Source organism: Luxibacter massiliensis, from assembly GCF_900604355.1.
Classification (GTDB): Bacteria; Bacillota; Clostridia; order Lachnospirales; family Lachnospiraceae; genus Luxibacter; species Luxibacter massiliensis.
The window spans coordinates 2331905-2357657 of sequence record NZ_UWOE01000001.1; the positions used below are offsets into that span (position 1 = coordinate 2331905).

The 25753-nt window shown below is 47.5% G+C and carries 21 protein-coding genes, 1 other RNA gene and 1 other annotated feature; of the genes, 2 read left to right on the forward strand and 20 right to left on the reverse strand.

Translation table 11 applies throughout. The features are described 5' to 3' along the window. Nucleotides 1-194 precede the first annotated feature (194 nt). Genes EFA47_RS10825 through EFA47_RS10845 form a run of 5 tightly spaced genes read right to left on the reverse strand, consistent with a single transcriptional unit; the run spans nt 195 to nt 6516 of the window. On the reverse strand, nt 195-1625 hold the full coding sequence (locus EFA47_RS10825) for an ABC transporter ATP-binding protein (protein WP_122643287.1): 1431 nt from the start codon (nt 1623-1625) through the stop codon (nt 195-197). Next, on the reverse strand, nt 1622-2353 hold the full coding sequence (locus EFA47_RS10830) for an energy-coupling factor transporter transmembrane component T family protein (protein WP_122643288.1): 732 nt from the start codon (nt 2351-2353) through the stop codon (nt 1622-1624). The genes EFA47_RS10825 and EFA47_RS10830 overlap by 4 nt, the downstream gene beginning before the upstream one ends. Then, nucleotides 2353-2961 (reverse strand): MptD family putative ECF transporter S component, encoded by a 609-nt coding sequence (locus EFA47_RS10835; RefSeq protein WP_122643289.1) that lies wholly within the window; start codon nt 2959-2961, stop codon nt 2353-2355. The genes EFA47_RS10830 and EFA47_RS10835 overlap by 1 nt, the downstream gene beginning before the upstream one ends. Nucleotides 2962-2972: 11 nt before the next feature. Further along, nucleotides 2973-4715, reverse strand: a complete 1743-nt coding sequence (locus tag EFA47_RS10840; RefSeq protein WP_122643290.1) for an ABC transporter ATP-binding protein — start codon at nt 4713-4715, stop codon at nt 2973-2975. Beyond that, entirely contained in the window at nt 4708-6516 is a 1809-nt protein-coding gene (locus tag EFA47_RS10845; protein WP_122643291.1) for an ABC transporter ATP-binding protein, read from the reverse strand. The genes EFA47_RS10840 and EFA47_RS10845 overlap by 8 nt, the downstream gene beginning before the upstream one ends. Before the next feature lie 297 nt (nt 6517-6813). Here EFA47_RS10845 and EFA47_RS10850 point away from each other — a divergent pair, with 297 nt between their 5' ends. Further along, nucleotides 6814-7776, forward strand: coding sequence for a helix-turn-helix domain-containing protein (locus EFA47_RS10850; protein WP_164689977.1), 963 nt, complete (start codon nt 6814-6816; stop codon nt 7774-7776). 92 nt (nt 7777-7868) lie between these two features. On the opposite strand, the gene queA is transcribed toward EFA47_RS10850, so the two are convergent. The 5 genes from queA to ssrS form a co-directional block, all read right to left on the reverse strand. Further along, nucleotides 7869-8894: a tRNA preQ1(34) S-adenosylmethionine ribosyltransferase-isomerase QueA gene (queA, locus tag EFA47_RS10855; RefSeq protein ID WP_122643293.1), complete on the reverse strand. Its 1026-nt coding sequence runs from the start codon at nt 8892-8894 to the stop codon at nt 7869-7871. Nucleotides 8895-8919: 25 nt separating this feature from the next. Next, nucleotides 8920-11337, reverse strand: a complete 2418-nt coding sequence (gene pheT / locus EFA47_RS10860) for a phenylalanine--tRNA ligase subunit beta (protein ID WP_122643294.1) — start codon at nt 11335-11337, stop codon at nt 8920-8922. A 46-nt stretch (nt 11338-11383) separates the two neighbouring features. Beyond that, on the reverse strand, nt 11384-12403 hold the full coding sequence (gene pheS / locus EFA47_RS10865; RefSeq protein WP_122643295.1) for a phenylalanine--tRNA ligase subunit alpha: 1020 nt from the start codon (nt 12401-12403) through the stop codon (nt 11384-11386). 110 nt (nt 12404-12513) lie between these two features. Next, nucleotides 12514-12737, reverse strand: a binding site (T-box leader). Between the two features lie 75 nt (nt 12738-12812). Next, nucleotides 12813-13664, reverse strand: coding sequence for a YihY/virulence factor BrkB family protein (locus tag EFA47_RS10870; protein ID WP_122643296.1), 852 nt, complete (start codon nt 13662-13664; stop codon nt 12813-12815). A gap of 143 nt (nt 13665-13807) precedes the next feature. Continuing rightward, nucleotides 13808-13986, reverse strand: a non-coding RNA gene (gene ssrS, locus EFA47_RS10875) — 6S RNA. Nucleotides 13987-14159: 173 nt separating this feature from the next. On the opposite strand from ssrS, the gene EFA47_RS10880 reads away from it, so the two are divergent. Beyond that, nucleotides 14160-14939: an EFR1 family ferrodoxin gene (locus EFA47_RS10880; protein WP_122643297.1), complete on the forward strand. Its 780-nt coding sequence runs from the start codon at nt 14160-14162 to the stop codon at nt 14937-14939. A gap of 148 nt (nt 14940-15087) precedes the next feature. On the opposite strand, the gene EFA47_RS10885 is transcribed toward EFA47_RS10880, so the two are convergent. From EFA47_RS10885 to asd, 10 genes are all read right to left on the reverse strand, one after another. Next, nucleotides 15088-15618: a nitroreductase gene (locus EFA47_RS10885; protein WP_235853251.1), complete on the reverse strand. Its 531-nt coding sequence runs from the start codon at nt 15616-15618 to the stop codon at nt 15088-15090. Nucleotides 15619-15680: 62 nt separating this feature from the next. Then, entirely contained in the window at nt 15681-16028 is a 348-nt protein-coding gene (locus EFA47_RS10890) for a hypothetical protein (protein ID WP_122643299.1), read from the reverse strand. 3 nt (nt 16029-16031) lie between these two features. Then, nucleotides 16032-17525 (reverse strand): threonine synthase, encoded by a 1494-nt coding sequence (gene thrC, locus EFA47_RS10895; protein WP_122643300.1) that lies wholly within the window; start codon nt 17523-17525, stop codon nt 16032-16034. 68 nt (nt 17526-17593) lie between these two features. Further along, nucleotides 17594-18892 carry a Na+/H+ antiporter NhaC family protein gene (locus EFA47_RS10900; protein ID WP_122643301.1) on the reverse strand — a complete coding sequence of 433 codons (1299 nt, stop codon included), beginning with the start codon at nt 18890-18892 and terminating at the stop codon, nt 17594-17596. Next, complete coding sequence (locus EFA47_RS10905) at nt 18892-19707, reverse strand: TrmB family transcriptional regulator (RefSeq protein WP_122643302.1); 816 nt, start codon at nt 19705-19707, stop codon at nt 18892-18894. Before EFA47_RS10905 ends, EFA47_RS10900 begins: the two co-directional genes overlap by 1 nt. A gap of 42 nt (nt 19708-19749) precedes the next feature. Then, nucleotides 19750-21408, reverse strand: coding sequence for a dihydroxy-acid dehydratase (gene ilvD, locus EFA47_RS10910; RefSeq protein WP_122643303.1), 1659 nt, complete (start codon nt 21406-21408; stop codon nt 19750-19752). Nucleotides 21409-21420: 12 nt separating this feature from the next. Continuing rightward, a complete protein-coding gene (locus EFA47_RS10915) occupies nt 21421-22407 on the reverse strand; it encodes an ornithine cyclodeaminase family protein (protein ID WP_122643304.1) in 987 nt (328 codons plus the stop codon). Between the two features lie 242 nt (nt 22408-22649). Continuing rightward, a complete protein-coding gene (gene leuD / locus EFA47_RS10920; RefSeq protein WP_122643305.1) occupies nt 22650-23144 on the reverse strand; it encodes a 3-isopropylmalate dehydratase small subunit in 495 nt (164 codons plus the stop codon). Continuing rightward, complete coding sequence (gene leuC / locus EFA47_RS10925; protein WP_122643306.1) at nt 23144-24418, reverse strand: 3-isopropylmalate dehydratase large subunit; 1275 nt, start codon at nt 24416-24418, stop codon at nt 23144-23146. Before leuC ends, leuD begins: the two co-directional genes overlap by 1 nt. Nucleotides 24419-24557: 139 nt before the next feature. Further along, nucleotides 24558-25643 carry an aspartate-semialdehyde dehydrogenase gene (gene asd, locus EFA47_RS10930; protein WP_122643307.1) on the reverse strand — a complete coding sequence of 362 codons (1086 nt, stop codon included), beginning with the start codon at nt 25641-25643 and terminating at the stop codon, nt 24558-24560. Nucleotides 25644-25753 lie beyond the last annotated feature (110 nt).

Consider the following 25753-nt stretch of genomic DNA (forward strand, 5'->3'; position numbering starts at 1 on the left):
TAAAATCCTCCTATCTTTCTTGTGTTTTTAGGAATTGCATATTTTTGCCGGGGTCAGATCCTTTTCCCCTTTAATATTGCCTGTCCCTAAATTCTCTGAATCTCATTAGTTAGTTTTTTCTAACAACAAGGTTAGTTTACACTAACTTCCAGGATTTGTCAATAACAATAATCATTATTATATTATAGCTGCAGCTATTTAGGCAGGACCCTTCGGTGGTAACACAGCTTTCCCCTCTCCATATAGACAATTTCATCCGCTGCCTCGGCAATAAAATCCATATCGTGCGTAATCAGCAGAATACACCTGCCCCCTTTTGCCAAATGTTTGAAAAGACTGGCTGTGAGGCGCATATGATATCCGTCCAGGCCGCTTGTAGGTTCGTCAAATACCAACAGTCTTTTTTGGCTTGCCGCTGCAAGCGCCAGCAAAAGACGCTGTTTCTGGCCACCAGATAACGAGGCAGGATGGCGGTTTTGAAAACTTTCCATTCCCACCTTTCCCAGCCAGTCAAGTGCAGTTTCTCTAAGAAAGGCAGTTTCCCTTCTTCCAATCCAGAACTCATCAAAAACAGTCGGCGCATATAGCTGATAATCCGAATCCTGCTGCACAAAAAAAGTATTTTTTATGCGCTGCTTTCGTTTCAGGTATTCCCCCTCCATACAGACGGTTCCCATAGTTTTGTACAATCCTGTGATACTTCTGCACAGAGTCGATTTTCCTGCGCCATTGGGACCTGTAATTGCCAGTATTTTCCCATTTGCGGCAGAAAAAGAAACGGACTCCAAAATCTGCCGTCCCTCCAGCATACAGGAGATCTCAGAAACCTGCAGCATATGCTCCGGTTTTTGCCCAAAAGCGCCTCCCGCCTGAAAATCAGGCGCGGTAAAGAAACGCATTCCCATCTCTGCCAACTGCCCGTCACAAAGCTTTAGTGCGTCTTTGCGTCTGTAAATCTTAGAAATTTCTCCGTTCTCCATAAACACCAGCCGGTCAAAAGAATCCCTGACATAGTGAAAACGGTGCTCTGACAGGATAATCGTATGTCCTGCCTCTTTCAGCCTGTAAAGCAGGATTCCAAGGCGCATCATGGCCTCGCTGTCCAGATTAGCTGAGGGTTCGTCCATCACAATCACCTTCGGTTCCATGGCACAGACAGATGCAATGGCAACAAGCTGTTTTTCACCGCTGGACAAGGGAAATATCCTCCGGTCCAGCAGTCTCTCGATATGCATACTTTCACAAACCGATTTCACACGCTGGTGCATGACGGCACGGTCCAGGGGAATATTCTCCATCCCAAGCACAATCTCGTCTGTAGTATCCGTGGCGAAAAACTGGCTCCTTGGATCCTGGAATACGCTTCCTACAATCGTACCTAACTGATGGATTGGCATTTCCAGGGCGTTTTGTCCGCTCAAAAGATACTCCCCCTCCAGCTTTCCCGGATAGAACTGGGGACACAGTCCATTTAGCACCCGCAGCAGCGTTGTTTTCCCGCAGCCGCTTTTACCTGCCAGGAGAATCAGCTCCCCTTTCTGTACTTTCAGGCTGACCTGACAAAGCTGCCCCCTTCCCTCGCTGCTGTTATTATAAATAAATGAGAGGTCCTTTAATTCAATCATAATATGCCACCCCGCTCAAAGCTAAAAATGATTCCCGCCGCAAAAGCCATTCCGCCAGAGAGGACCGCGTCTTTCCGGGTGAACCTCACTTCCCTGTAACTCACCGTTTCTCCCGAAAAACGTACGCCCCGTACAGTCATAGAAGCTGACAGTTCTTCCGCAACCTTAGTTGTCCGCAGAATCAACGGAATCAGGATATATTCTACTGTGGAGGGCAGGTGAAAAAGGGTATGGAACACACCGGTCCCGATTCCCCTGAACCGCTGGGAAGAGCGGATGGCCTGGTACTCCCCCGAAATAGTCGGGAAAAACCGCAGCAAAACAGCTACCGCAATGCCTGCAGCCTTTGGCAAATGCCATTTCTGCAGCGCCGCCAGCAAAGCGCCAGTGGAACTTCGTGCCAGGCAGGCTGCAAAGGAAAGAGGAACCAGCGCTTTCCGCCCCAAAATCCCTATACTTGACAGCATGGAACTGACGGAAAAAACAATCTGACTTTCCACCATCCTGATCCCCAGCCAGGCAATCCCTGTAAAAAGCAGATAATAAACGGCACAGAATGCCGCACGATCCGCTCCTTTTGTAAAAAGGTGAATTAAAATGCAGCATAAAAGCACACAGAAACCTCCAGTTTCAGAGTGAATCAAAATAACAGAAGCCGCTCCCGTCAGACAGAGCAGAATCCATGTGCGCGGATCCGGCCAAAAACGTCCCTGCTTCGCTGCATCCATCACACAACCCCTGCAGGCCTGAAATGTTTCCCAAGCATTTTTAAACCCAGCAGATAACCGGCAACAGACAAAACGGCAGCTATAGACAGTGCAATGGCAATATTCGGCGGCGACAGCCAGAATCCCTCGATGGCTGCCAGCGCTGCATCTGCGGACGCCTCATCCATCCCCATATCCACATAAGTCTGTACCATACTGTCCCGGAATAAAAGAAGCGTCAATGTACTTCCCATAGAGTTCAGCATCCATGTAAGGGCATGGGGAATCGCCTGGCGCACATTTTTTCCATATCCCCCCAGCATAATCAGTTCATTGACCACTGCCAATATGGTAAAAAACAGAAATACATAGACACTGCCGGAAAACAGAAAATACAGTCCATACACAAAAGGAATCATAAATTGGGTTCCGATTTTGGGGCATTTTTTGACAAGCAGTACATAGATGATGCCATTGACCAGTCCCGCAAGGCCCGGAACAAGAAAATACACAAGCTGCAGATTTGCGGCAAAGGGCATGGCAATTACAATACCGATCACAGTTTCCACGCAGGCCAGCAGCAGCACGATTACAAATTCTTTTAAGCTTAAAAATTTAGTCTGTTTCATTTGATTTCCTCCTAAGATTGTTTGAATGTATAACTTTCCGCCTGATTCTGTAATTTCCACAGCCGGGCATACAGCCCCTCCTGCCGGGCAAGCAGGCTATGAGTGCCCTTCTGTACAATTTTCCCATCCCGAAGAACAACAATCTGCTCCGCTGCCCGCACAGTCTTTAAACGATGGGCGATCATCACAACGGTACGTTCTCTGGAGATTTCATCCAACGCTTTCTGCACCATCGCTTCATTGTCAGCGTCCAGAGATGCGGTCGGTTCGTCCAGAAGCAGAATCGGAACATCTTTTAAAAAGGCCCTTGCCAGTGAAATCCGCTGCCGCTCTCCCCCTGACAGCGTTGCCCCTCCTTCTCCTACAATGGTTTCATATCTTTCAGGCAAGCCAGAAATAAAACTATGGCAGCGGGCTTTTTTACAGGCTTCTATCATCCGCTCTTCTGTGACAGATTCATCTCCAAAGCAAAGATTTTCCCGGATGCTGCCACGGAACAAATAGGTGTTCTGCATTACCATAGAAATATGAGCGAGAAGAGAATCCGGCCAAACCTCTTTGATATCCGTTCCATTCATTCGGATGTGCCCCTCCTGACAGTCCCAGAAACGCGCCATCAGCCGGAGCAGCGTGGATTTTCCACTTCCAGAAGGGCCTACAAGGGCAGTCAGTGAACCGGAGGCTGTCTCAAAAGAGATGTTTTGGACCACGTCCTTCCCCTCTTCATATCCAAACGAAACATCATCGAATGTATAGCTGTCCGCCTGTACAATTTTCTCTTCTCCCAATGGTCCGGGACTTGTCATAACCTGATCCAGCCTCTCTGCCGACGGTACCATCCCCCGCAATGCCGAAATACTAGTTACAATCATCAGGACAGGCTCCGTAAGTTTTGTTGCGAGAATTAAAAATCCCGCAAAATCCAGTACGTTCATCTGCTCATTGATTAGCAGATAAATCCCGGATGCCGCAGTTACCGGAACAATGAATTTGACCAGTGAAGCACATAAAGTAGACAGGCTTCCCGCCACTCCTTCCTCCTTCAGCGATTCATCCCTCAAACGCCGCATTGCCGCTTCCATTGATTCAAATCCGCCGCCTGTCCGCTGATAAGCTTTCAGGTCCTTCATGCCGCGGAGATATTCGTTCAGCTGTGTGGCTGCCTTTGTTTTCGCTTCCATCACCCGGCGGCTGTGCCTTTCTTTGATCCGGGAAACCAGCAGCATCAAAAGGGCGCAGACCGGCAGCAGGGCGAACATGGAAATCCCCATCCGTACATCATAAGCGCAGATCCATACAACTGAAATAAGAAGCAATAACCCGACCCCCATGGGATAAGGCAGCCAGTAGCACAGCGTATATTCCACATTTGCAAAATCGCCGGCAAAAGAACTGATCAGCTCCCCGGATTCCTTTGAGGAGAAAAATCCCAAGGGCTGGCGCCGCAGCTTCTGGATATACGCAATACGTTTATCCGCGGTATCCCGGTAGGCACGGCCATAGGTAAAATAATAGGAGATGATTTCCACAATATACTGCAGTAATACGTATCCCAGGCTGACCGCCGCCAGACCGGCAAGTCTCGGTAACTCCAGGGTATACGGCGGGACAAAGGCCTGTCCCACAGTATAAATTGCCATATACGCCAGAACAGCGGGAATCATGCTGCATGCCTGTGAAAGAAACAACCACAATGTAGGCTGAAAAATTTCTCTTGGTTTATGGAAAGTAAATTGCCGGATCATCTTAAACATTCATGCTCCCCCCTTTCAGCCTCCATGTTTCTGTTTCATTTTGAACCGCCCAGAGCTTTGCATACTGGCCGTTTCGCTTAAGCAGTTCTCTGTGTGTCCCCTGTTCTATAAGGCGTCCCCTGTCTAAAACGAAAATACAGTCTGCATCCTGAATGGAATACAGCCGGTGTGCGATCATCAGAATCGTTTTGCCCCGCAGCAGTTCCGCCATTCCTTCCCTGAGCGCCAGTTCATTTTCCGCATCCGTAAACGCCATCGCTTCATCCAGGACAACAACCGGAGCATTTTTCAAAATGGCCCGTGCAATTGCAATGCGCTGCGCCTCCCCGCCGGACAGCTTATGTCCGCCGTCGCCTAGTTTTGTGTCGTAGCCATCTGGAAAGGTACTGATGAACTCATGGCACCGCGCAGCCTTTGCAGCACGCTCCACGTCTCCGCGGTTTACAGTTTGATGCATGGCAATGTTGTCATAAACACTTTCTGAAAATATGTATGTATCCTGAAAAACAAAAGATACGTTTTCTAACAGAGTCTTTGTAGAATAATCCCGGATATCTTTTCCGCCGATCCGAATACTGCCTCCCTCCACATCCCAGAAACGGGCCAGAAGCTGCCCCGCCGTAGATTTCCCTCCGCCGGAAGGCCCCACAAGGGCGACAAAGCTTCCCGCGGGAATGTACATGGAAACATGGTCCAGCGCCATCCGGCGCATTGGATCCGCCGCTTTTTGATAAGAAAAGCTTACATCACGAAATTCCAGGTCTGCCGTAACAGGCCAAGTCTCACATGTGCCCTCTGCCATGGGTTCTATCTTCATAATGTCATCTATTTGATTCATCCGCACATCCAGATTTCGCAGATCGGCCCCGAACTCCACCAATTCCATCAGCGGACTGATCACTGCAGGTCCTACGATTAAGAACATCAGAACTTCCATCATCAGGCCATGGTCTCCCGGGTGCAGATACAGCAGCACACAGCCTGCGGCAAGGATAAACGCCAGCACCGAAAGTGTAATGGTTTTATAGGCTCCGTAAATGGGCGTCACTCTTTTCAAATATACCAGCCAGTGCCTGCGGTTTTTCTCTACGATTCCGGTCAGACGCCGGGCCGCAGCCTTAGGCCTGCCGAATATTTTCTCTTCCTCCATGCCGGATATATATTCAGAAAAAGCCGCATCCAGTTCCGTAGAAGAACGGTTCAGGTCTGTCCAGATTTTCTGGCCTTGCTTTCCCCCAAATGCTGAAAATTGAATGCCAAAAGCAAGCAGCAGCGCGGCAAACACTGTGAGTGTCAAGGGTATATTGATGGAAAACAGCAAGGCTGCCAATGCGGCTAACAGTACCCCTGCCCCCACAAGATTTGCCACATCATGGGCAATGATATTTTCCATTTTTTCCATATTGTCATTCATAGTTTTTTGCACTGCCCCTGCCTGTCCTCCGGTAAAGAACCCCAAATTCAGTTTGCCCATATGATCCAATATTCTCATCCGCAGTTCATAAAGTGCACGAAATGCACAGGCATGGCATACAAAACTTCCGATAACCGAAAGTACAATACCTACGGCAATACTTGTCAGAATCACCCCTGCCCAAAACCACACCATGGGCATCTCTGCCTCCACTCCATTCAAAGATGCTTCCAGGAAGATTTTTACAATCTGATACGCCGCGTAAAACGGAACTCCCGACAGCACTACACTCACTGCCGAACATGTCACTCCGAGAATATAGCGGGCAGAACTGCAGCGAGCCCTGTGAAATACCCGGAATACAACGTTTTTCTTTGTCTCTTTCATAATTCCCCTTTCCCTGCTCTTCTGCCCAAAAACCCAAAAGAGAAGGATAAAATCCTTTTCAAAATAAAATCATTAAGTTAGTCTTTTCTAACTCAAGCTTATTATGTGAGAAATTATTTTGATCGTCAAGTCATCAGACAGTGCCTCAATATGGCAGGGGAAAGAAGTATTTTTCGGCAGATTCCTTGATTCCCAGCCGTTTTTCTGCTATAATTTGCCCGGATAGTTAGTTTCAACTAATCAAATCTTGTGCCAAAAAAGAAAGGCATGTGCCAATTCAGCACATGGTTAACCGAAATGATCACAATACACACGGCAGAGGAAACACTGCAGTTTTATGCGTCCCTTGGCGCAGCACAGACAAACACAGGAAACGGCCCTTTGTTTACTTTTAAAGATCAGCGTTCCTACGTCCGGTTCTGGGGAGATCTGAAAGGCTTTTGCGTAGCGTCCGTTGATATCACTTTTCCCCGTGACATGATTACACGGTCACAATTCCATGAACGCTATATTGGTGTCAGCTTTACCGAGGAAGGAAGCGTTGCGACCTACAACCGCAAATCAGAAGTCCGTAATTCACATACCGGTATTGATTGTTATGTGTTTCATTCCCCGGTACCTCTGTTTATGAAGATTCCCGGCGGCCGCCGTCTCCGGTTTCGCGGTATGTACTTTCAGGAATCTTTCTTCCGGGAAAACGGAATCCGTCTATATGACAGCTTTTGGGAAGACGCCAGACACTCCATTAACTGCCATGATATCCACTCTCCTGAACTCTTCTCCATCTTTCAGCATATAGAAAAGTGCCCTCTTACAGGTGATGCATTCCAGATTTGGATGCGTGGTCAAGGTTTTGCCGCAGCCGGGCACCTGCTGGATCTTGTACAGCGCCGCTCCCAGATCCCTCCCATCAGCTTGAATCACGAGGATATCTCTGCAGTTATGAAAGCTAAAGAACTCATTCAGCGTGACCTTGAAAATGTTCCCATGATCCCTGAACTTTGTAAAAATGTTTCCCTGAATAAAAATAAGCTGCAAAAAGCATTCCAGTTGACAGAAGGGAAGAGTATTGGAGAATATGTGCGGACACTGCGGATGGAGCTCGCCCTTGAGCTTCTGGAAAAAAGTACAATGACCATATCTGAAATTGCTGGGAAGACCGGATGCCACAGTGCATCCAATTTCTACCGGATTTTTCATCAGACCTTTGGCGCCACACCACAGAATATCCGGGAAATGCTCAGAAAAGAATTGATTTGATGATGCATATGCTCTGTTATAAAAACCCCCGGCTGCCCAGTCTCCCAGGCTGCCGAGGGTTCAAGCTCTCTCGTAGCACATATTGTTTACTTCTATAGTATCAGCATGGCATCCCCAAAGCTAAAAAATCTGTATTTCTCCTTCACTGCCTCCTCATAGGCCCTTAACACCCGCTCCCTGCCGGCCAGCGCGGATACCAGCATAATCAGCGTGGATTCAGGAAGGTGGAAATTCGTAATTAACCCATCCAGTATTTTAAATTGATACCCAGGGTATATAAAAATTTCAGTCCAGCCGCTCTGAGCCTCAAGCCTGCCATCCGCATCAGCAGCAGATTCAATTGTCCTGCAGCTGGTAGTACCTACGCAGATGACGCGCCCGCCTGATTCCCTGGCCTTATTGATTTTCCCAGCAGCTTCCTCGTCTATCTGATAAAATTCAGAATGCATGTGGTGCCCTGCCACATCATCTGTCTTCACTGGGCGGAAGGTGCCAAGTCCCACATGGAGAGTTACCTTTGCAATTTCTATGCCCATTTCCTCAATCTTTTCCAAGAGCTGTGGAGTAAAATGAAGTCCCGCCGTAGGCGCTGCCGCAGACCCCTCGTGTTTGGCATAGACTGTATTATATCTGTCTTTATCCTTCAGCTGATGTGTAATATAAGGGGGCAGGGGCATCTGGCCAAGCTGATCCAATATTTCCTCAAAAATCCCTTCATATTCAAAATGAATCAGGCGGTTTCCCTCCTCTGCCACATCCATGACCTCTCCCATGAGAATTCCTTGGCCAAAGTTAATTTTGGTACCTATTCTGGCCTTTTTCCCGGGTTTCACCAAAGTTTCCCACAGGTCATTTTCCTTCCTCTTAAGCAGCAATATCTCAATTTTTGCGCCTGTATCTGCCTTTTCGCCAATCAGCCTGGCAGGTATTACCTTGGTATCATTGATAACCAGGCAGTCTCCAGGCTCCAGATATTCTGTTATGTCACGGAACATCTTATGTCTGTACTCCCCTGTATGCTTATTCAAAACTAGGAGCCTGGATGCTGACCTGTCCGCGAGGGGATCCTGGGCTATCAGCTCCTGGGGCAAATCATAACTAAAATCACTCGTTTTCAATATTCTATCCCTCTTTTTAACCAGATTACTGCCTCAGCTCAATTCCCATTTCCTCTAATGCTTTCAGAATTTCTTTCATAGCGGCCGACACATCTGCCTCCTCCAAAGTTTTATCCTTGGCCCTAAACACAATAGAGTAGGCGATGGATTTATAACCGGCCTTTATCTGGACTCCTTCATACAAATCAAACAACTGATAGCTCTCAAGGCAGGGACCGCCTTTTTTCTCAATGATATCCTCAATCTGCCCTGCCAGGACATGTTTGGGGACTACCATACTGATGTCGCGGGTAACTGCCGGGTATTTTGCAATGCCTGTGTATTTCCTGTCAAACGTAGCATATTCCAGAATCTCAGGCATATCAATGACAGCAATATAGACCCGCTCTCCGATTCCATAATTATCCGCTACCTCTGGATGGATTTCACCAAGATACCCTATCATTTTCCCATCATATACAATATTCGCCTGACGCCCTGGGTGAAGATACGTTTTCCCGGCATTGGGGTCGTATGACTCCCGGTCCTTCATGCCAATTTTCTCAAAAAATTCCTCAACCACGCCTTTCATACTGAAGAAATCCCCGTTTCCGTACATTCCCAGCGTAAGCTGCATACGTTCCTCGGGAAGCTCTGTAAGAGGCAGCTGGCCGGGCAGATAGATGTTCCCCAGTTCATAGAGGCGCACATCCTTATTTCTGCGGTTATAATTCACGGCCAATGATGTCAGCATTCCATTTAAAGAGGTTGTTCTCATAATACTGTAATCTTCGCCAAGAGGATTCATAATTTCTACTGCGCGCCGCAGAGGTGAATCCTGGGGCAGCAATAATTTATCGAATACCTTCGGACTTTCAAAAGAATACGTCATCCCCTGGCTGAACCCGCAAAACTCTGCTATATCCCTTGCTGTCTCTTCGATTCTTAGCTTAAAAGACAATTTGCCGGTTGTGGACTCGCCTTTAGGCAAAGTCGTGGGGATATTATCATACCCATAGAATCTGGCCACTTCCTCTGCCAAGTCTGCCAACCTGAACAGATCATGACGGAAGGTAGGGGCAATCACCTCTTTCGCAGCCTCATCATACTCCAGTCCGATTTTCTGGAAATAACCAAGCATTTTTTCTTCAGAAATATCCGTCCCAAGCATACTGTTTATTTTCTCAGCATCAAACGGAACTCTGACAGGCTCTTTAACCTTGCCGTACACGTCCACTGTTCCGCCCACTACCTCTCCGGCTTTCATCTCCTCCACCAGCTGGCAGGCACGGTCGATGGCCGCTTTTGCATTGTTGGGATCCAGTCCCTTCTCAAACTTTGCAGATGCATCTGTCCGCAGTCCCACACGTTTGCTGGATTTTCGTATGTTAACCCCGTCAAAGCAGGCTGCCTCAAAAAGCATTGTGTGTACATTATCTGTGATCATGGAATTTTCCCCACCCATAATCCCTGCGATGCCGATTGACTTTTCTCCGTCGCAGATCATGAGCACCTCTCCATCCAGCGCCCTCTCCTGGCCATCCAAAGTAATAAATTTATCTCCGTCCTGTGCTGTCTTCACAACAATCTCGTGTCCTTTAATTGTGTCTAAGTCATAGGCGTGCATGGGCTGTCCATATTCCTCCATCACATAGTTGGTAATATCTACCAGATTGTTGATAGGTCGGATTCCCACAGAAGCCAGCCTCCTCTGCATCCACTTGGGAGAAGGGCCGATTTTTATATTTTTTACAACCCTTGCACAGTAGCGCGGACAAAGATCTGTATTTTCTACAGTCACCTTAATATACTGATTCACATCCTCAGAATTGCCAGTTTCCTTCACCTGAGGAGGCACAAAATCCTTTTGGAACGTTGCTGCCGCTTCCCTTGCAATCCCAATTACACTAAAACAATCTACCCTGTTGGAAGTCACTTCATATTCAAATACAACATCATCCAGTCCCAATGCCTCAACTGCACTGGCTCCAATCTGGACATCCTCAGGGAAAATATAAATTCCATTGTCCGGGGACTCCGGATACATTTCCTTTGTAGAGCCAAGCTCTTCAATTGAGCACATCATGCCGCAGCTTTCTACTCCCCGCAGTTTTCCCTTTTTAATTTGAATCCCTCCTGGTGTTTTGGATCCGTCGTGGCCTCCTGCCACGCGGCCTCCATCCAGTACAACTGGAACTTTATCTCCTTCCTGTACATTGTCCGCACCTGTCACAATCTGTACAGAACCCTGCCCAATATTCACCTGGCATACTATTAATTTATCTGCATCAGGATGCTTGTCAATTTTATCTATCTGGCCAATAATTATTTTATCTAAATCTGCATCCAGCTTTTCATATCCCTCTACCTTTGTCCCTGACAGCGTCATTACATCAGTATACTCTTGTGCAGTCACATCCAAATCGGGGACATATGCTTTTATCCATGATAATGAAGTGTTCAATCCTATTTCCTCTCTTTCTGTCGCGTCTATTACTTATAATTCAAACTCAGAACTGTTTTAAGAATCGGATATCGTTCTCATAAAGCAGCCTCATATCGTCGATCTCATATTTCAAAAGAGCAATTCGCTCCAAGCCTACCCCAAATGCAAACCCAGAATATTCTTCTGGGTCAATCCCGCACATTTCCAGCACATGAGGGTGCACCATGCCGCAGCCTAGAATTTCAATCCATCCTGAACCTTTACAGAAACGGCAGCCTTTCCCGCCACATTTAAAGCAGCTTACATCCACCTCCGCACTTGGCTCTGTAAAAGGGAAATGATGGGGACGGAATTTCGTCTTCGTATCCGGCCCAAACAGCTCTTTGGCGAACACCTCCAGTGTGCCCTTCAAATCGGCAAAAGATATATGTTTGTCAATCACCAGGCCCTCAATCTGATGGAAGGATGGAGAATGTGTCGCATCTACTTCGTCTGAGCGGAATACCCTTCCTGGCGCTATCATACGGATGGGAAGCTTTCCTTGCTCCATCACGCGGGCCTGCACCGGAGATGTCTGCGTCCTGAGGACGATCTCTTTATTGATATAAAACGTATCCTGCTCATCCTTTGCCGGGTGGTCAGCAGGTATGTTCAGCTTCTCAAAATTATACAGGTCATACTCCACTTCCGGGCCTTCCACCACCTCATATCCCATGCCCACAAAAATCCTCTCCACCTCTTCTAAAGCAATTGTATTGGGATGTCTGTGCCCCACTTTATTTTTCTTAGACGGCAGTGTCACATCGATCACTTCCCCCTTGAGTTTCTCCTCCCTCAGAACTCGCTCCATCCTGGCCTTAGACTCCTCAAGGACGGCTTCGATGGCTGCCCTGGCCTCATTCACAAGCTGACCTACTTTCGGCCGGTCCTCAGGCGGCACATCCTTCATCCCCTTCAGGACTGCGGTCAGTTCCCCCTTCTTGCCAAGAAACCTGACACGCACATCATTCAGCTTCTCTGGGATATCCGCCGACTTAATCTGCGCGATAGCTTCCGACTTAATCTGCTCCAATCTCTCTTTCATAAATCTGCTCTCCTTTCATCTTTTAGGACGTAATAAAATGCAAAAGTGTTACGTCCCTAATTGCATTTCAACCTGTACCCACTTTATAAATTCAAAAAGACTCCGTCCCCTGAAGGGACGAAGTCTATATTCGCGGTACCACCCTAATTCCCGCTTTTCATGCGGGCCCTTAGCTTTGTGTAACGTACAAATGACGGCATCCTCTACTTTTACTTCAAGAATGCAGCTATCGTGGGAATTTCGATTGCCATCTGAACTAAAGAAAACTTACAGCCAGTGATTTTCTCTCTCTGATAGGAAATGGTTCTCTACTGTACACGGTTATTGCTTTTTTCTATTCATACAATTCTTCGGATCTTATCGAATTTACTTTTCTATTGTAACATAGGTTTTTTGAATGTCAAGGCCTTTACTGTCTTTTGCCCCTGCTTCCATATCCCTCCAGCAGTGCATTGAGTTCGCCGCCCAGCAGAATAACATACATGCAGAAATACAGCCACAGCATGACAAGTATGATGGTTGTCAGGCTTCCGTACATGCTGGAAAATCCCGTAAATATATCCAGGTAGACGGAAAAAACAAAAGATATCAAAAGCCACGCACAGGAAGTAAATACTGCCCCTGGAAGCTGCTGCTTCATAGTTGTTTTAGATAAGTTCGTACGGTTTGGCAAAAACTTATAAACCAAATCCCAGAATAATGTCAATACCGCCATTGTCACCAGCGTCCGGATCTGTATAATAAAATCCATAATCGGGGTCAGTATAGGGGCATGCCTGTAAACCATCACGCTAATACTGTTGCCGAATACGGACAGAGTCAGGGACAGCACGATTGCCAATATAAAAATCACCGTATAAAACGAAGCGCGTACTCTCAGATAAATATAATTACGTGTCTCTGTATTGTCATAAATACAGTTTAACCCTGAAGTCATAGAAAGAACTCCCTTTCCCGCAGACCACACAGCAATCATAATGGTCACTGGAATAATGCCGCTGGACTGTGCGTATACCTGGTCTACTATGGAGACTATCAGCCCTTCCACTGTCCTGGGAAATATTTGTGTGACAGCCGACATAACATCCTGCTGTGTCACGGGGGTAAACTGGACCATCGTTAAAAGCAGCAAAATAATCGGGATCAGGGACAGCACAAAAAAGTATGCTGCCTGTGCGGCATAAGCTCCTGTATGGTGCGAACCTACCGTGGAAGTAAACCCTGTAATTTTTTTAACTGCTCTTTTGATATTTTCTATCATCCCACTCTCCTGTCACAGTTTTTAAACTTTCCAAATCATATCATAAAGCAATTTTATAATCAAGCCGGGCAGCAAACAGTGGGACTGCCCTTGCGAATTTAAGAAAAGACAGCTGCACACTGACAGCTGTCCTTATCTTTAGTAAGTTCCCCAAAATGCCGGTCCTGTATTTTGACTCCTAGCCACAGCTAGGTGGGCAACCGCATCTGCTTTTCTGTCTTCCACTGCAAGTCGGAGGCTTGACATATTACAGAAATATAAGAATCCCGTTTAAAGTATTGTAGGTTCAAAATAACAGGGTTATCGAACATTCCAGGTTTTCTCTAGGAGTATTATAACCCATTTATCTAAAATTTACAACCCGTATTAAAATGGATTTAGCAGGAATCTGCGCACTGGAATTTAACTATATTTCTTTATCGGCAGGCAGTGCAATTTTCGCCATTATATGGTATAGTTGTTTTCATACCTAATCGATAAAGGAGACTTTATGTTATGAAAATGAATGAGTTAAAACTTGTCTATTTCAGTCCCACAGGAACTACCAGGAAAGTTGTTATGGAGGCTGCCCGGAATATCGACTTGAAATCTATCTCTTATGACCTTACTATCCACAAAGAGAAAAAACCGGCCCTCCAGTTCAAAAAAAATGACTTTGTAGTTTTTGGCATCCCGGTATACAGCGGCCGTGTACCCCAGACATTTTTGGAGTATTTCGAGACGCTAAAAGGGGACAATACTCCTGCTGCCCTGATCGCCACTTACGGATGCCGGGAATATGAGGATGCCCTTCTGGAATTAAAAACCGAAGTGGAAAAGCGGGGATTCAAAGTAATCGGGGCTGCCGCCTTTCCTGTGGAGCATTCCATTGTACGCTCCATAGGCCTTGGTCGCCCCAACAAAGCTGACCTTAAGCAGATTTCCGATTTTGGCGTTCAGCTTAACCGGCGCTTAAAAGCAGATTCCTTTGATTCCTTTGATATTCAGGTCCCCGGCAGGGTTCCTTACAGGAAATACAGCCGGGTGCCTCTTCATCCCAAAACAGATGTGAAACTCTGTACCGAATGCGGCGCCTGTGCAAGGTCCTGCCCGGCCAGGGCAATCCCCCTGGACAACCCTAAAAAAACGCTGTCAAAGCAGTGTATCTCCTGCCTGAAATGCGTCCGTCTCTGCCGTCAGAAAGCAAGATACACCAGCAATATAAAAATGAATTTTGCCCGGAGAAAGCTGTTAAAAGTCTGTCAAAGCGATAAATCCGCAGAGATATTTCTATAAAATCCCCTCTAAAAGTATACATATAATTACAGAATATCTTGCTGTAATGTACAAAAAATGCCCGGCTGCTTTGCAGGAGCAGCCAGGCATTTCTTAGAGTGTATTAACATCTGCCGCTTGTAAATGATCAGATACGCACTGCTCTCAGTTAGCCGATGTAATATACCCTATCCTTCTTTTTCGGAGGGGCAGACGGGTAATCGCCATCTACATATCCAAGTACACAGTGGCCGATCCCCTCATACTCACCCTCAATCCCCAGTGATTTTAATATTTCCTTTCCTTCTGGGCGTTCAAATTCTTCCTTCGCCCTATGAATCCAGCAGCTCCCCACCCCCAGGGCATGTGCTGCCAGCATCAGGTTTTCCATGACAAGGCTTCCGTCATATACATATGTGCCCACATTTTTATCGGCCAGCACTATTAGGACTGTCGGGGCGCCATAAAATGGGTCGCTCTCTACACCCATGATTTCCGCATTTAGCCTGGACAGCCGGTCTATGGTTTCTTTATCCGTGACTGCAATAATAACGGCAGACTGCCTGTTCCTGGCAGAAGGTGCAGATATCCCCGCAGCGATAATCTGATCCAGTACTTCTTTTGATATCATGTCCGGCTTAAAATTCCGTATACTTCTCCTGGTTTGCATAAGTTCCAGTAATTCTTGATTTTTGGCCATAGTTTTATCCTCCATTTCAAATACGACTATCTTATTCTTATATTTCTTGTATTCTCTTCCAGCTACTTAAAATACTTATTTTTAAGCTTGGTTGTATATGCCATAAACCAGGCCAGCATAATCAGAAAGACAATCATTGCGCCAAAGTCTATATAAGTAATAGGTGTCACATAATAATTCACAGTGTCAATCACTCCATATAAGGTTGTTATAATTCCAAAGACCAGGACAGCGGGCATGGCTTTCTGTAAAAATGCCGCCTTATCTTTACATTGGTTTTCAGTGTAGCCTTTTCCCAGCAAAAGTACCTCGTTGATACGCCCATCCTTCCTCATTTTGAAATAAGCGTAGAGTCCATAAATTCCGCAGCAAAGCACCATAATACTGATTACACCAAACATACTGTTCATGGACTACACCTCCACTTTCAAAATTTCTTTTACGGCGTCCTTCATCTTATCCACATCACATTCCCTTGTATGCAGAATCTCTGCATCCTGAATTTCCCGGATCGCTTTGGGCACCTCTACTTTAGACAGCCTTTCCAGCTCTCCAATCATGGAAAGCTCATCGCCGCAACCATCTGAATCCCCGATCGCAGCCATTACACTCCCCACAAATTTATACGGACTTGCAGTGGAAGCAATCAGGACTTTGGTAGTATCCCCGGTCTTTTCCCTGTAATCCCTGCATACATGGGCGGCAACTGCTGTATGGGTGTCCATCACATACCCGGTGGAACGGTATGTATCCCGGATTGTCTGCCTTGTCTCCTCCTCCGTTGCATAGCCTCCGGTAAAATCTTGCAGCCTTTCCCGCATCTGCGGCGTAATTTCGTATTCTCCCTCCCGCGCAAGCTGTTCCATCAGCTGGGCATTGGCCTCTGCGTCCTGGCCCGCGATTGTATAAATCAGGCGCTCTAGGTTACTGGAAATCAAAATATCCATAGAGGGGGAGGAGGTCAGTACAAAGTCACGGTTCCGGTCATATTTGCCTGTCCTGAAGAAATCATACAGTACTTTATTTTCATTGGAAGCACAGATTAATCTGTCAATAGGCACTCCCATCTGTTTTGCATAATAAGCAGCTAATATGTTCCCAAAATTCCCGGTTGGAACTGTCACATGGATCCTCTCATTTTTTTCAATTTCCCCATTTTGGAGAAGTTTTGCATATGCATATACATAATACACAACCTGGGGGACTAGGCGCCCGATGTTGATAGAATTAGCGGAAGAAAACTGATATCCAGCCTCATTAAGGGCACTTTTTAGCGCCTGATCCTCAAACAATGCCTTCACTCCGCTCTGCGCATTGTCAAAATTCCCATGGATTGCAACTACAAAGGTATTTTTGCCCTTCTGTGTTACCATCTGCAGTTCCTGGACTTTGCTCACCCCATCTTTCGGGTAAAATACAATGATTTTTGTACCCAAAACATCGGCAAACCCAGCCAGGGCGGCTTTCCCTGTGTCACCCGAGGTGGCAGTCAGAATCACAATCTCCTTTGTCACATTATTTTTCCGCGCTGCAGTTGTAAGCAGATGGGGGAGGATAGAAAGTGCCATATCTTTAAAAGCAATTGTGGCGCCGTGGAACAGCTCAAGATGATAGGTATCCCCCACCTTTACCAGAGGGGCAATCAGTTCCGTATCAAATTTGTCATCGTATGCTTTTTCAATACATTCTTTGAGCTCCTCCTCTGTAAAATCAGGCAGGAACTGCTTCATGACCACATAAGCTGTTTCCTGATATGTCATATCCTTTAATTCGTCCATTGCCACATCCAGTTTTGGAATGTAAGCAGGCACAAACAACCCGCCATCTTCTGCAAGTCCTTTCAGAATGGCCTGCGAGGCTGTAACTGTTTTCTCTGCATTCCTGGTGCTTCTGTATAATAGATCCATCCTTTTACCCTCTTTTTCTTTCTTCACTGTGTTACTGCACTGCATTATACCATATGTTTCAACTTTAATCAATTTTGTTTGCGGAACAGAATAAACAGAATCCCACTCACTGCCATCAATACCGGATAAAATAAATATGGCATGATATGGAAAGGAGTCAGCCCTGTCAGGCTGGCCGCTGATAGAAGCTGCGCACCATAGGGGATCATCCCCTGCCCCACAGAGGTAAAAATATCAAGCAAGGAGGCGGAACGCTTCGGGCTAATGTCAAATTCATCGCTGATTTCTTTTGCGATAGGGCCGGCCATCACGATGGCTACCGTATTATTTGCGGTACACAAATCTACAAATAAGGCCAGCAGGGCGATTCCCACCTCCCCGCCTTTCCTGCCTTTAATCCTGCTTTTTATCAGGTTCAGTATGAACAGAATCCCTCCGTACTCTTTTACCAGGGCCACAATACAGGCCACCACAATGGAAATTACAGTGATATCATACATAGATGTCACACCGTCCCCTACCACGGCAAAAATATCCATAGGCGCAATGCTCCCCGCTGCCACGCCGACTGCCAGGGATACGGCTGTTCCGCCTATAAGAACAAGGAATACATTGATCCCCACCAGCGCACCGATTAGGACAAGTATATAGGGCAGCACCTTCCACAGGCTATAATCCATGGCCGAGGACAGCGTAAACTCTGCATTGCGGGTTATAAGCCAGAAAATCACGATTGTAATGACCGCCGCCGGAAGCACGATCAGGAAATTAGCCTTAAACTTGTCCTTCATCTCACACCCCTGGGTCTTGACTGCCGCTATCGTGGTGTCAGAAATCATGGAAAGGTTATCTCCAAACATGGCCCCGCAGACCACTGCCCCGATACAAATTGCCAGGGAAAAGCCTGTCTTTTCATGAATCCCAACGGCAATGGGCGCCAGGGCGGCAATTGTCCCCATGGACGTCCCCATAGAAACAGAAATAAAGCAGCCTATGACGAATAAACCTACAACAGCAACCTGTGCGGGCAGGACAGACAGGCCTAAGTTCACTGTGCTCTCTACGCCCCCGGCTGCTGTCACTGCACCTGAAAACCCGCCGGCACACAGGAAAATAAGGCTCATAGTCACAATATTCTCATCTCCCACCCCGCCGGCTATAATCTTCAGTTTATCCGCAAAACTCAACTTCCTATTCTGTAAAAACGCCACGAATAGGGCAATTAAAAACCCTACGATTGCGGGCATTGCATAAAAATCCCCTGCCACAATCCCGGATCCCAGAAAAATAACAAGAAACACTGCAATTGGGAGCAGGGCCCATGCCCGGCCCTGTGCCTGCCTAACATCTATATTGTCCTGTTTCATCACATACCCTCTCTCTTCCTAAATATTTCACGTATCTTATGAAAATCTTCGCCCAGCTCCTTTTGCATCTGTGCCCCAAACATCTCTGCATTTTTATAGAAATATATGTCATGCCGTACACACTCGGCCGCCATAGCCACCATGGGCCTGGATCTGGTCCAGATCACCTCGGAGACAGAATCATTAATAATCTGCCCAAAAACCACTTCCCGGCCGTCAGAAACCAGGGTCAGGAAACGCCCTCCCATCTCCTGCCGCTTCTCATCCAGCATACCATGGCGGCAGTAATGCCGGAGGGGAATATCCCCCTCTTCACCGAAGTAGACAATGCCCATAGGGACGCCCCGGGCCTCCAGGCTATGTATCTCCATGAGCACCTTTGGCAAATCCTCTGCCCATATCTGCAGCAGCAGCTCTGATTTTGTATTCTTAAGGATATTCCGGCATTTGGCAAAAACATTGTCATGCTCCTTGATATGCCAAAATTCTTCCAAGTCTGTCTCAGCCCTATAATTATACAGATTTTTATTCAGCGTGCCGAGAGTAGCCTCTGTCTCATCCAGGACCCGGCTGGAAATTTCTTCTATAGGCACTGCAGCATAGCGGTTCGAAGTATCCCCCTCAGAATACAATATAAATCCTTTTATGACAAGAGATTCCAGGATATTGTAAATTTTTGACCGGGGGACAGCTGAATATTTGCTGGCCTCATAGCCAGAAGCACTTCCCTTTTTCAGAAGGGTCAGGTATACTTTGGCCTCGGCGTCCGTAAGTCCTATTTTCCTTAGTAAAAAAATTGTATCTTCTAATAGCATGGCCCAGCTCCTTTCTATTCAATCCCCCAAGCCTTCCTCTTTCTAAATACTCTTGTTCGGCCATGGCTGCATGGCTCCGCCTTCCTCAGCCGGCCTGCAGTTTCTTGCAAACAGGTTCAGGCAGCCCTTCTCCTCCTTCAGAGGCGGGCATGTCCACTTCTCCCTTCTGGCCGCCAGTTCCTGGTCTGGGACGAGCAAATCCACTTTCCCTCCAGGGATATCTATCACGATTTCATCCCCCTCTTCCACTAGGGCGATGTTCCCTCCGTCATATGCCTCAGGCGACACATGTCCCACAATAGCGCCATAATTAAAACCGGAAAACCTGGCATCGGACACCAACCCCACACTGGTATGCAGGCCATGGCCGATCAGTGCGTCTATGCTCAGCATTAATTCTTTCATCCCCGGAGCGCCTTTACAGCCCTCATAACGGATTACAATAATATCGCCTGGGACGATTTCCCCTGCTTCTATGGCCTCAAAAGCACTTCTGTCCCCCTCAAATACTTTCGCCTTTCCCCGGATATATTTTACTGGTTCAGGAACCGCGGTGGGGCGCACAATGGCGCCCTTGGGTGAAAGATTCCCTCTCAGTATTTTCAGGCCAGGTTCCTGGAACAGAGGGTTTTCTATGGAATGGATGACTTCATTTGCCTGTGCCTTTACATGAGACAGGTATTCCCCCCAATTGCCCCCGTCCATCATGGGCGCCTCAGTAAACAGGCGGCTCTCCAGCATTTTCATCACATTCGGAACACCCCCTGCATAGTGGAAGTCCACGACTGTATATGGCCCGCTTGGGATGACGGCATTGATGCATGGTATCTCCTGTGCATACTTCTCAAAGTCTTTCAGCGTTATATCAATCCCCAGTTCATAAGCCATTGTGAGGATATGAAGTACAGCATTGGTGGAGCCTGCCACTGCCATATCAAACATAATGGAATTCAGCAGGACTTCTTTTGTAATTAGGTCAGAAGGCCTGCGCCCTTCTTTCACCAAACGGACTGCAAACTTGCCTGCCTCCCGGGCCTGCCTAAGCTTCCTGTTATCCGAGGCAGGTATAGTGGAAGTTCCAGGCATGACCAGATTCATGACTTCCCCCAGCATCTGCATGGTGTTGGCCGTCCCCATAGACGGGCAGGCCCCAAAAGAAGGGCATACCGCCTCCTCCAGCTCCATAAGTTCCTCCTCTGAAGAGCCTGAGAACCTGGCCACATCCAGGTCGGCCTCCACGACTGTCTTACCGCAATGCTGCCCTGGCTGCATAGACCCGCCTGTTACTATCATAGAAGGAATGTTCATCCTTGCCGCGGCCAGATAACAGCCTGCGATAATATTATCACAGGAGGCAACCATCACAAGGCCGTCAAAATTATGTACCCTTGATACAAACTCCACAGACATTGCCACAATATCCCTTCCCACCTGTTCATATTTCAGTTCTTCCGCACCGTTTGCTATATTCCCGCAGGTTGCCGGGATCCCAAATTCTACGGGTACGCCCCCTGCCGCCCAGATGCCCTGCTTGACAGCCTCCGCAATCTGCCTTAAATGTGCACTTCCCGGTGAACCCTCCATATAAGAATTGGGCACCCCTATATGAGGCTTCTTTCTTATATCTTCATCTGTGTATCCTGCTGCCTTCATCATAACACGGCGGTGTGCCGCCTCTGTGCCATTCCAATACGCTTCCATCTCCATGACCTCCTAATTCCACTCTGTCCCTGCGCCCTTACTGAGGGCCTTATCATAAATCCTCTTAGCCGCCATCAAGTCCTGGGTTCCGATTCCCACTGTCTTAAACACAATAATATCTGTGTCATTGAGCCGCCCTGCCAAATTCCCTGCCAGCACCTCTCCCAAATCGCCAGTAAAATCCTCCTCTGAAATCATCCCCTCCTGAAGGGGTATCAAAATATCCCCTGCTTCTGAAAGTACTGCTTCCCTGGAATCAAAATAGATTCCGGCGGCTCTCCTTAATATAACTGGGTCCATCTCCTGCATATGGGGCTGGTAGGAACCCACACAGCTGACAGTCGCGCCGGCTTTCACCCTGCTGCCGTCAAAAACAGGCTTTCTGGCAGGTGTCACGCAGACAAGAAGATCGGCCCCATCCACCGCTTCGCCAGAACTCTTGGCGGCAAGAACCTTGGCCCCATATCCCGCCAGTTCCTGATTCATCTGCTCTACAAATGTGTTCAGCCTGTCTGTATCCAGGTCAAATACCCAGACCTCCTTTAGATTTCTTACTGCCAGCATGGCCTCCAGCTGTGCAGCCGCCTGCCCTCCTGTGCCTATGAGCGCGCCTTTTACACAGTTCTTTTTCGCCAGCACATCGAAAGCAGCCCCGGTGGCTGCCCCGGTCCTTAGCTGTGTCACATAAGTGCCGTCCAGCACACTGACCACTGTCCCATTGGAGGCATCCAGCAAAAGCACCTGGGCTGGGGTTGTGGGAAGTCCTTTCTCTATATTTTTCGGAAATACGCTCACCACTTTTAAACAGGCGGTATCCAATGCCTCCACGTAAGAGGGCATGAACAGCATGGCCCCGTCATGCCTGGGAGCCTGAATATTGGTGCGCAGGGGCACCTGGCTCTTCCCCTCCGAGAAAAGGCGGAAAGCCTCCTTGACAGCCTCCACCGCTTCCTTCATGGAAAACACTTCTCTGATATCTTTCTTTGACAATAACAGCATATCCTTCCTCCTTCCAAATACAGGGCTGTACTAAAAATATAGTATCCCCCTTTAGTAACTATTATTGATTTAATTATAGCAAAGGGGAGGGCATTGTCAATACACTTTCCCTGGAGTGCTTTTACTTTACAGACAGTACTTTGCCACAAAACAAGAAATCCATTAGAATTTCCTATAAAGTAAAAGAACTGCACACCCTCCATCCCTGGATCTCGTGTGCAGTCCCTATAAAACCGAAATCTTTATTTCCCTTTTTTACTGTTGGTATATTTCACAAGTCCTCCCGCCGCTATCAGCTTCTGCATAAATTCCGGGAATGGCTGGCCCTGAAATTCCGTCCCTTTTGTCCTGTTATAAATTTTTCCGCTGTCAAAATCCACCTCGACTTCATCCCCCGCTTCAATGCCCTTCGCCGCCTCCGGACATTCAATGATGGGCAATCCGATATTAATGGCATTGCGGTAAAAAATCCTTGCAAATGTCTCTGCTATAACACAGCTTACCCCAGCCGTTTTCAGGCAGAGAGGGGCGTGCTCACGGGAAGATCCACAGCCAAAATTTTTGTTTGCCACGATCAAATCGCCAGGCTGTACCTTTTTGACAAATTCCGGGTCAATATCAGCCATTGCATGGCTTGCAAGCTCCTGGGCGTCAAAGGAATTCAGATACCTGGCCGGAATGATCACATCTGTGTCCACATTATCCCCATACTTAAAAACATGTCCCAACGCTTTCATTATCTGTCACCTACTTTCTCTGGATTCGCAATATACCCTGCAATCGCACTGGCAGCGGCCACCTCCGGGGATGCCAGATAAATCAGGGAATCCACATGGCCCATTCTTCCTACAAAATTACGGTTTGTGGTAGAAACACATTTTTCCCCTGCCGCCATAACTCCCATATGGCCTCCCATACAGGGGCCGCAGCTTGGAGTGTTGACTGCACAGCCTGCATCTACAAAAATGTCCATAAGTCCTTCCGCAATACATTGCTTATATATATTCTGGGTGGCAGGTATCACCATCACCCGCACATCCCTGTGTACCTGATGTCCCTTCAAAATTGCCGCTGCACGGCGCATATCCTCCATTCTTCCGTTTGTACATGAACCAATTACGACCTGTTCAATCTGAATAGGTTCCATGGATTCAATCTCGTCTATGGTTTTTGCATTGCCGGGAAGATGAGGGAAGGCCACTGTCGGCCTGACCTTGGACAAATCGATTGTGATTACCTCTTCATACTCTGCGTCTGCATCTGCCTCGTATACTTTATACTCTTTTACAGAGTGCTCCTTCATATAAGTCTCCGCTTTTTCATCTACGGGAAAAATACCATTTTTGGCCCCTGCTTCGATTGCCATATTTGCCATTGTAAACCGGTCATCCATGGACAGTTCTTTTATCCCGTCCCCAGTAAATTCCATAGATTTGTATAGGGCGCCGTCCACTCCGATTTTTCCTATAATATGTATGATAATATCCTTGCCGCTTACATAGGGCCCTGGCTTTCCAGTCAGTTCAAACTTCAGGGCGCTGGGTACCTTGAACCAGAGTTCGCCCATAGCCATGCCTGTTGCAATATCTGTAGTGCCCACCCCTGTTGAGAAGGCGCCCAGTGCGCCATATGTACATGTATGGGAATCCGCCCCAATGATACACTCACCTGCAACAACCACCCCGGCCTCCGGCAGGATTGCATGCTCCACTCCAGATTTCCCCTGTTCAAAATACCATTTAAGTCCCTGCTCCCTGGCAAACTCACGGATAGCCTTAGAATTCTCTGCTGACTTGATATCTTTATTCGGTGTAAAATGATCTGGGACCAGAACCACTTTATCCTTATCGTAAACCTTGTCCGCCATTTCACTGAAAATAGGCAGAGCCATGGGCCCGGTAATATCATTTGCCATCACCACATCTAATTTTGCTTCTATCAGCTGCCCCGCAGCCACCGACTCCAGTCCCGCGTGCGCAGCAAGGATCTTCTGCGTCATTGTCATTCCCATATCCACAACCTCCTCTTTTCAACAAATCCCGTCTGTCATTCTCTATATCCAGAGGATACCCTGTACGCCCTGCGCTGACGGGCAGTCCCCATAACGTCAGCTTGTGCGGCAGGATATTCTCCAGATTGTAACTGGCTCTTTATTTCGCCTTAATGTAACCCTTTGCCGTCAATGCTTCCGCACAGAGGACAGCGCCTCCTGCCGCGCCCCTGACAGTATTGTGGGACAACCCTACAAACTTAAAGTCGAATAAGCTGTCCTCGCGCAGCCGTCCGATGGATACTCCCATCCCTCGCTGGAAGTCTACGTCCATTTTTACCTGCGGGCGGTTGTCGTCCTCCAGGTACTGGATAAACTGCTTTGGCGCACTGGGAAGCTCTGCCTCCTGTGGGAATCCTTGATAGCTGACCAGCCTGTCTATCAGTTCTTCCTTAGACGGCTTCTTTTCAAAATTAATAAATACCGCGGCCGTATGTCCGTTTAAAACTGGAACCCGGATACACTGGCAGGTTATTTTCGGCAGGGCAGCTTTTACGATTTCGCCGTCCTTTACCTCTCCCAGCACACGCAGGGGTTCCTGCTCGCTCTTCTCCTCCTCCCCTCCGATGTAAGGGATAATATTCTCTACCATCTCCGGCCAGTCCTGGAACGTCTTTCCGGCGCCCGATATTGCCTGATAAGTAGTTGCCACAACCTCTTTTGGGCCAAACTCCCCCCAGGCTGCCAGACACGGGGCATAACTCTGAATGGAGCAGTTCGGCTTCACTGCTATGAATCCCCTGTCTGTTCCCAGGCGCTTCTTTTGGGCCGGAATCACATCAAAATGCCCTGCATTAATTTCCGGGACTACCATCGGCACGTCCGGCGTCCACCGGTGTGCACTATTGTTAGAAACAACTGGTGTCTCCGTCTTAGCATATGCTTCCTCAATGGCTTTAATTTCATCCTTTGTCATGTCCACCGCGCTGAACACAAAATCCACTGTATCTGCAACCTTCTCTACCTCATTGACATTGAGTACAACCAGGCTTTTTACCTCTTCCGGCATAGGCGTATCCATTTTCCATCTTCCGCCCACGGCTTCCTCATAAGTTTTTCCTGCAGAACGGGGGCTTGCCGCCACTGTCACCACCTGAAACCATGGATGTCTGTCAAGCAGAGATATAAATCTCTGGCCTACCATGCCTGTTGCGCCCAAAATTCCAACTTTTAATTTCTGTTCCATATTTCTCCTCTTTTCTATAATCCATTGTCTAATCCATTGTCTGCCTGCAAGATACTATTTTATGAAAATGTATACCCAAGGGGTCCCCCGTAATTCATGTACTCGGGACA

Coding starts and splice junctions, on each gene's coding strand:
- EFA47_RS10825 (WP_122643287.1), bottom strand. CDS start 1,625: ATGATTGAATTAAAGGACCTCTCATTTATTTATAATAACAGCAGCGAG.
- EFA47_RS10830 (WP_122643288.1), bottom strand. CDS start 2,353: ATGGATGCAGCGAAGCAGGGACGTTTTTGGCCGGATCCGCGCACATGG.
- EFA47_RS10835 (WP_122643289.1), bottom strand. CDS start 2,961: ATGAAACAGACTAAATTTTTAAGCTTAAAAGAATTTGTAATCGTGCTG.
- EFA47_RS10840 (WP_122643290.1), bottom strand. CDS start 4,715: ATGTTTAAGATGATCCGGCAATTTACTTTCCATAAACCAAGAGAAATT.
- EFA47_RS10845 (WP_122643291.1), bottom strand. CDS start 6,516: ATGAAAGAGACAAAGAAAAACGTTGTATTCCGGGTATTTCACAGGGCT.
- EFA47_RS10850 (WP_164689977.1), top strand. CDS start 6,814: ATGATCACAATACACACGGCAGAGGAAACACTGCAGTTTTATGCGTCC.
- pheS (WP_122643295.1), bottom strand. CDS start 12,403: ATGAAAGAGAGATTGGAGCAGATTAAGTCGGAAGCTATCGCGCAGATT.
- EFA47_RS10870 (WP_122643296.1), bottom strand. CDS start 13,664: ATGATAGAAAATATCAAAAGAGCAGTTAAAAAAATTACAGGGTTTACT.
- EFA47_RS10880 (WP_122643297.1), top strand. CDS start 14,160: ATGAAAATGAATGAGTTAAAACTTGTCTATTTCAGTCCCACAGGAACT.
- EFA47_RS10885 (WP_235853251.1), bottom strand. CDS start 15,618: ATGGCCAAAAATCAAGAATTACTGGAACTTATGCAAACCAGGAGAAGT.
- EFA47_RS10890 (WP_122643299.1), bottom strand. CDS start 16,028: ATGAACAGTATGTTTGGTGTAATCAGTATTATGGTGCTTTGCTGCGGA.
- thrC (WP_122643300.1), bottom strand. CDS start 17,525: ATGGATCTATTATACAGAAGCACCAGGAATGCAGAGAAAACAGTTACA.
- EFA47_RS10900 (WP_122643301.1), bottom strand. CDS start 18,892: ATGAAACAGGACAATATAGATGTTAGGCAGGCACAGGGCCGGGCATGG.
- EFA47_RS10905 (WP_122643302.1), bottom strand. CDS start 19,707: ATGCTATTAGAAGATACAATTTTTTTACTAAGGAAAATAGGACTTACG.
- ilvD (WP_122643303.1), bottom strand. CDS start 21,408: ATGGAAGCGTATTGGAATGGCACAGAGGCGGCACACCGCCGTGTTATG.
- EFA47_RS10915 (WP_122643304.1), bottom strand. CDS start 22,407: ATGCTGTTATTGTCAAAGAAAGATATCAGAGAAGTGTTTTCCATGAAG.
- leuD (WP_122643305.1), bottom strand. CDS start 23,144: ATGAAAGCGTTGGGACATGTTTTTAAGTATGGGGATAATGTGGACACA.
- leuC (WP_122643306.1), bottom strand. CDS start 24,418: ATGGGAATGACAATGACGCAGAAGATCCTTGCTGCGCACGCGGGACTG.
- asd (WP_122643307.1), bottom strand. CDS start 25,643: ATGGAACAGAAATTAAAAGTTGGAATTTTGGGCGCAACAGGCATGGTA.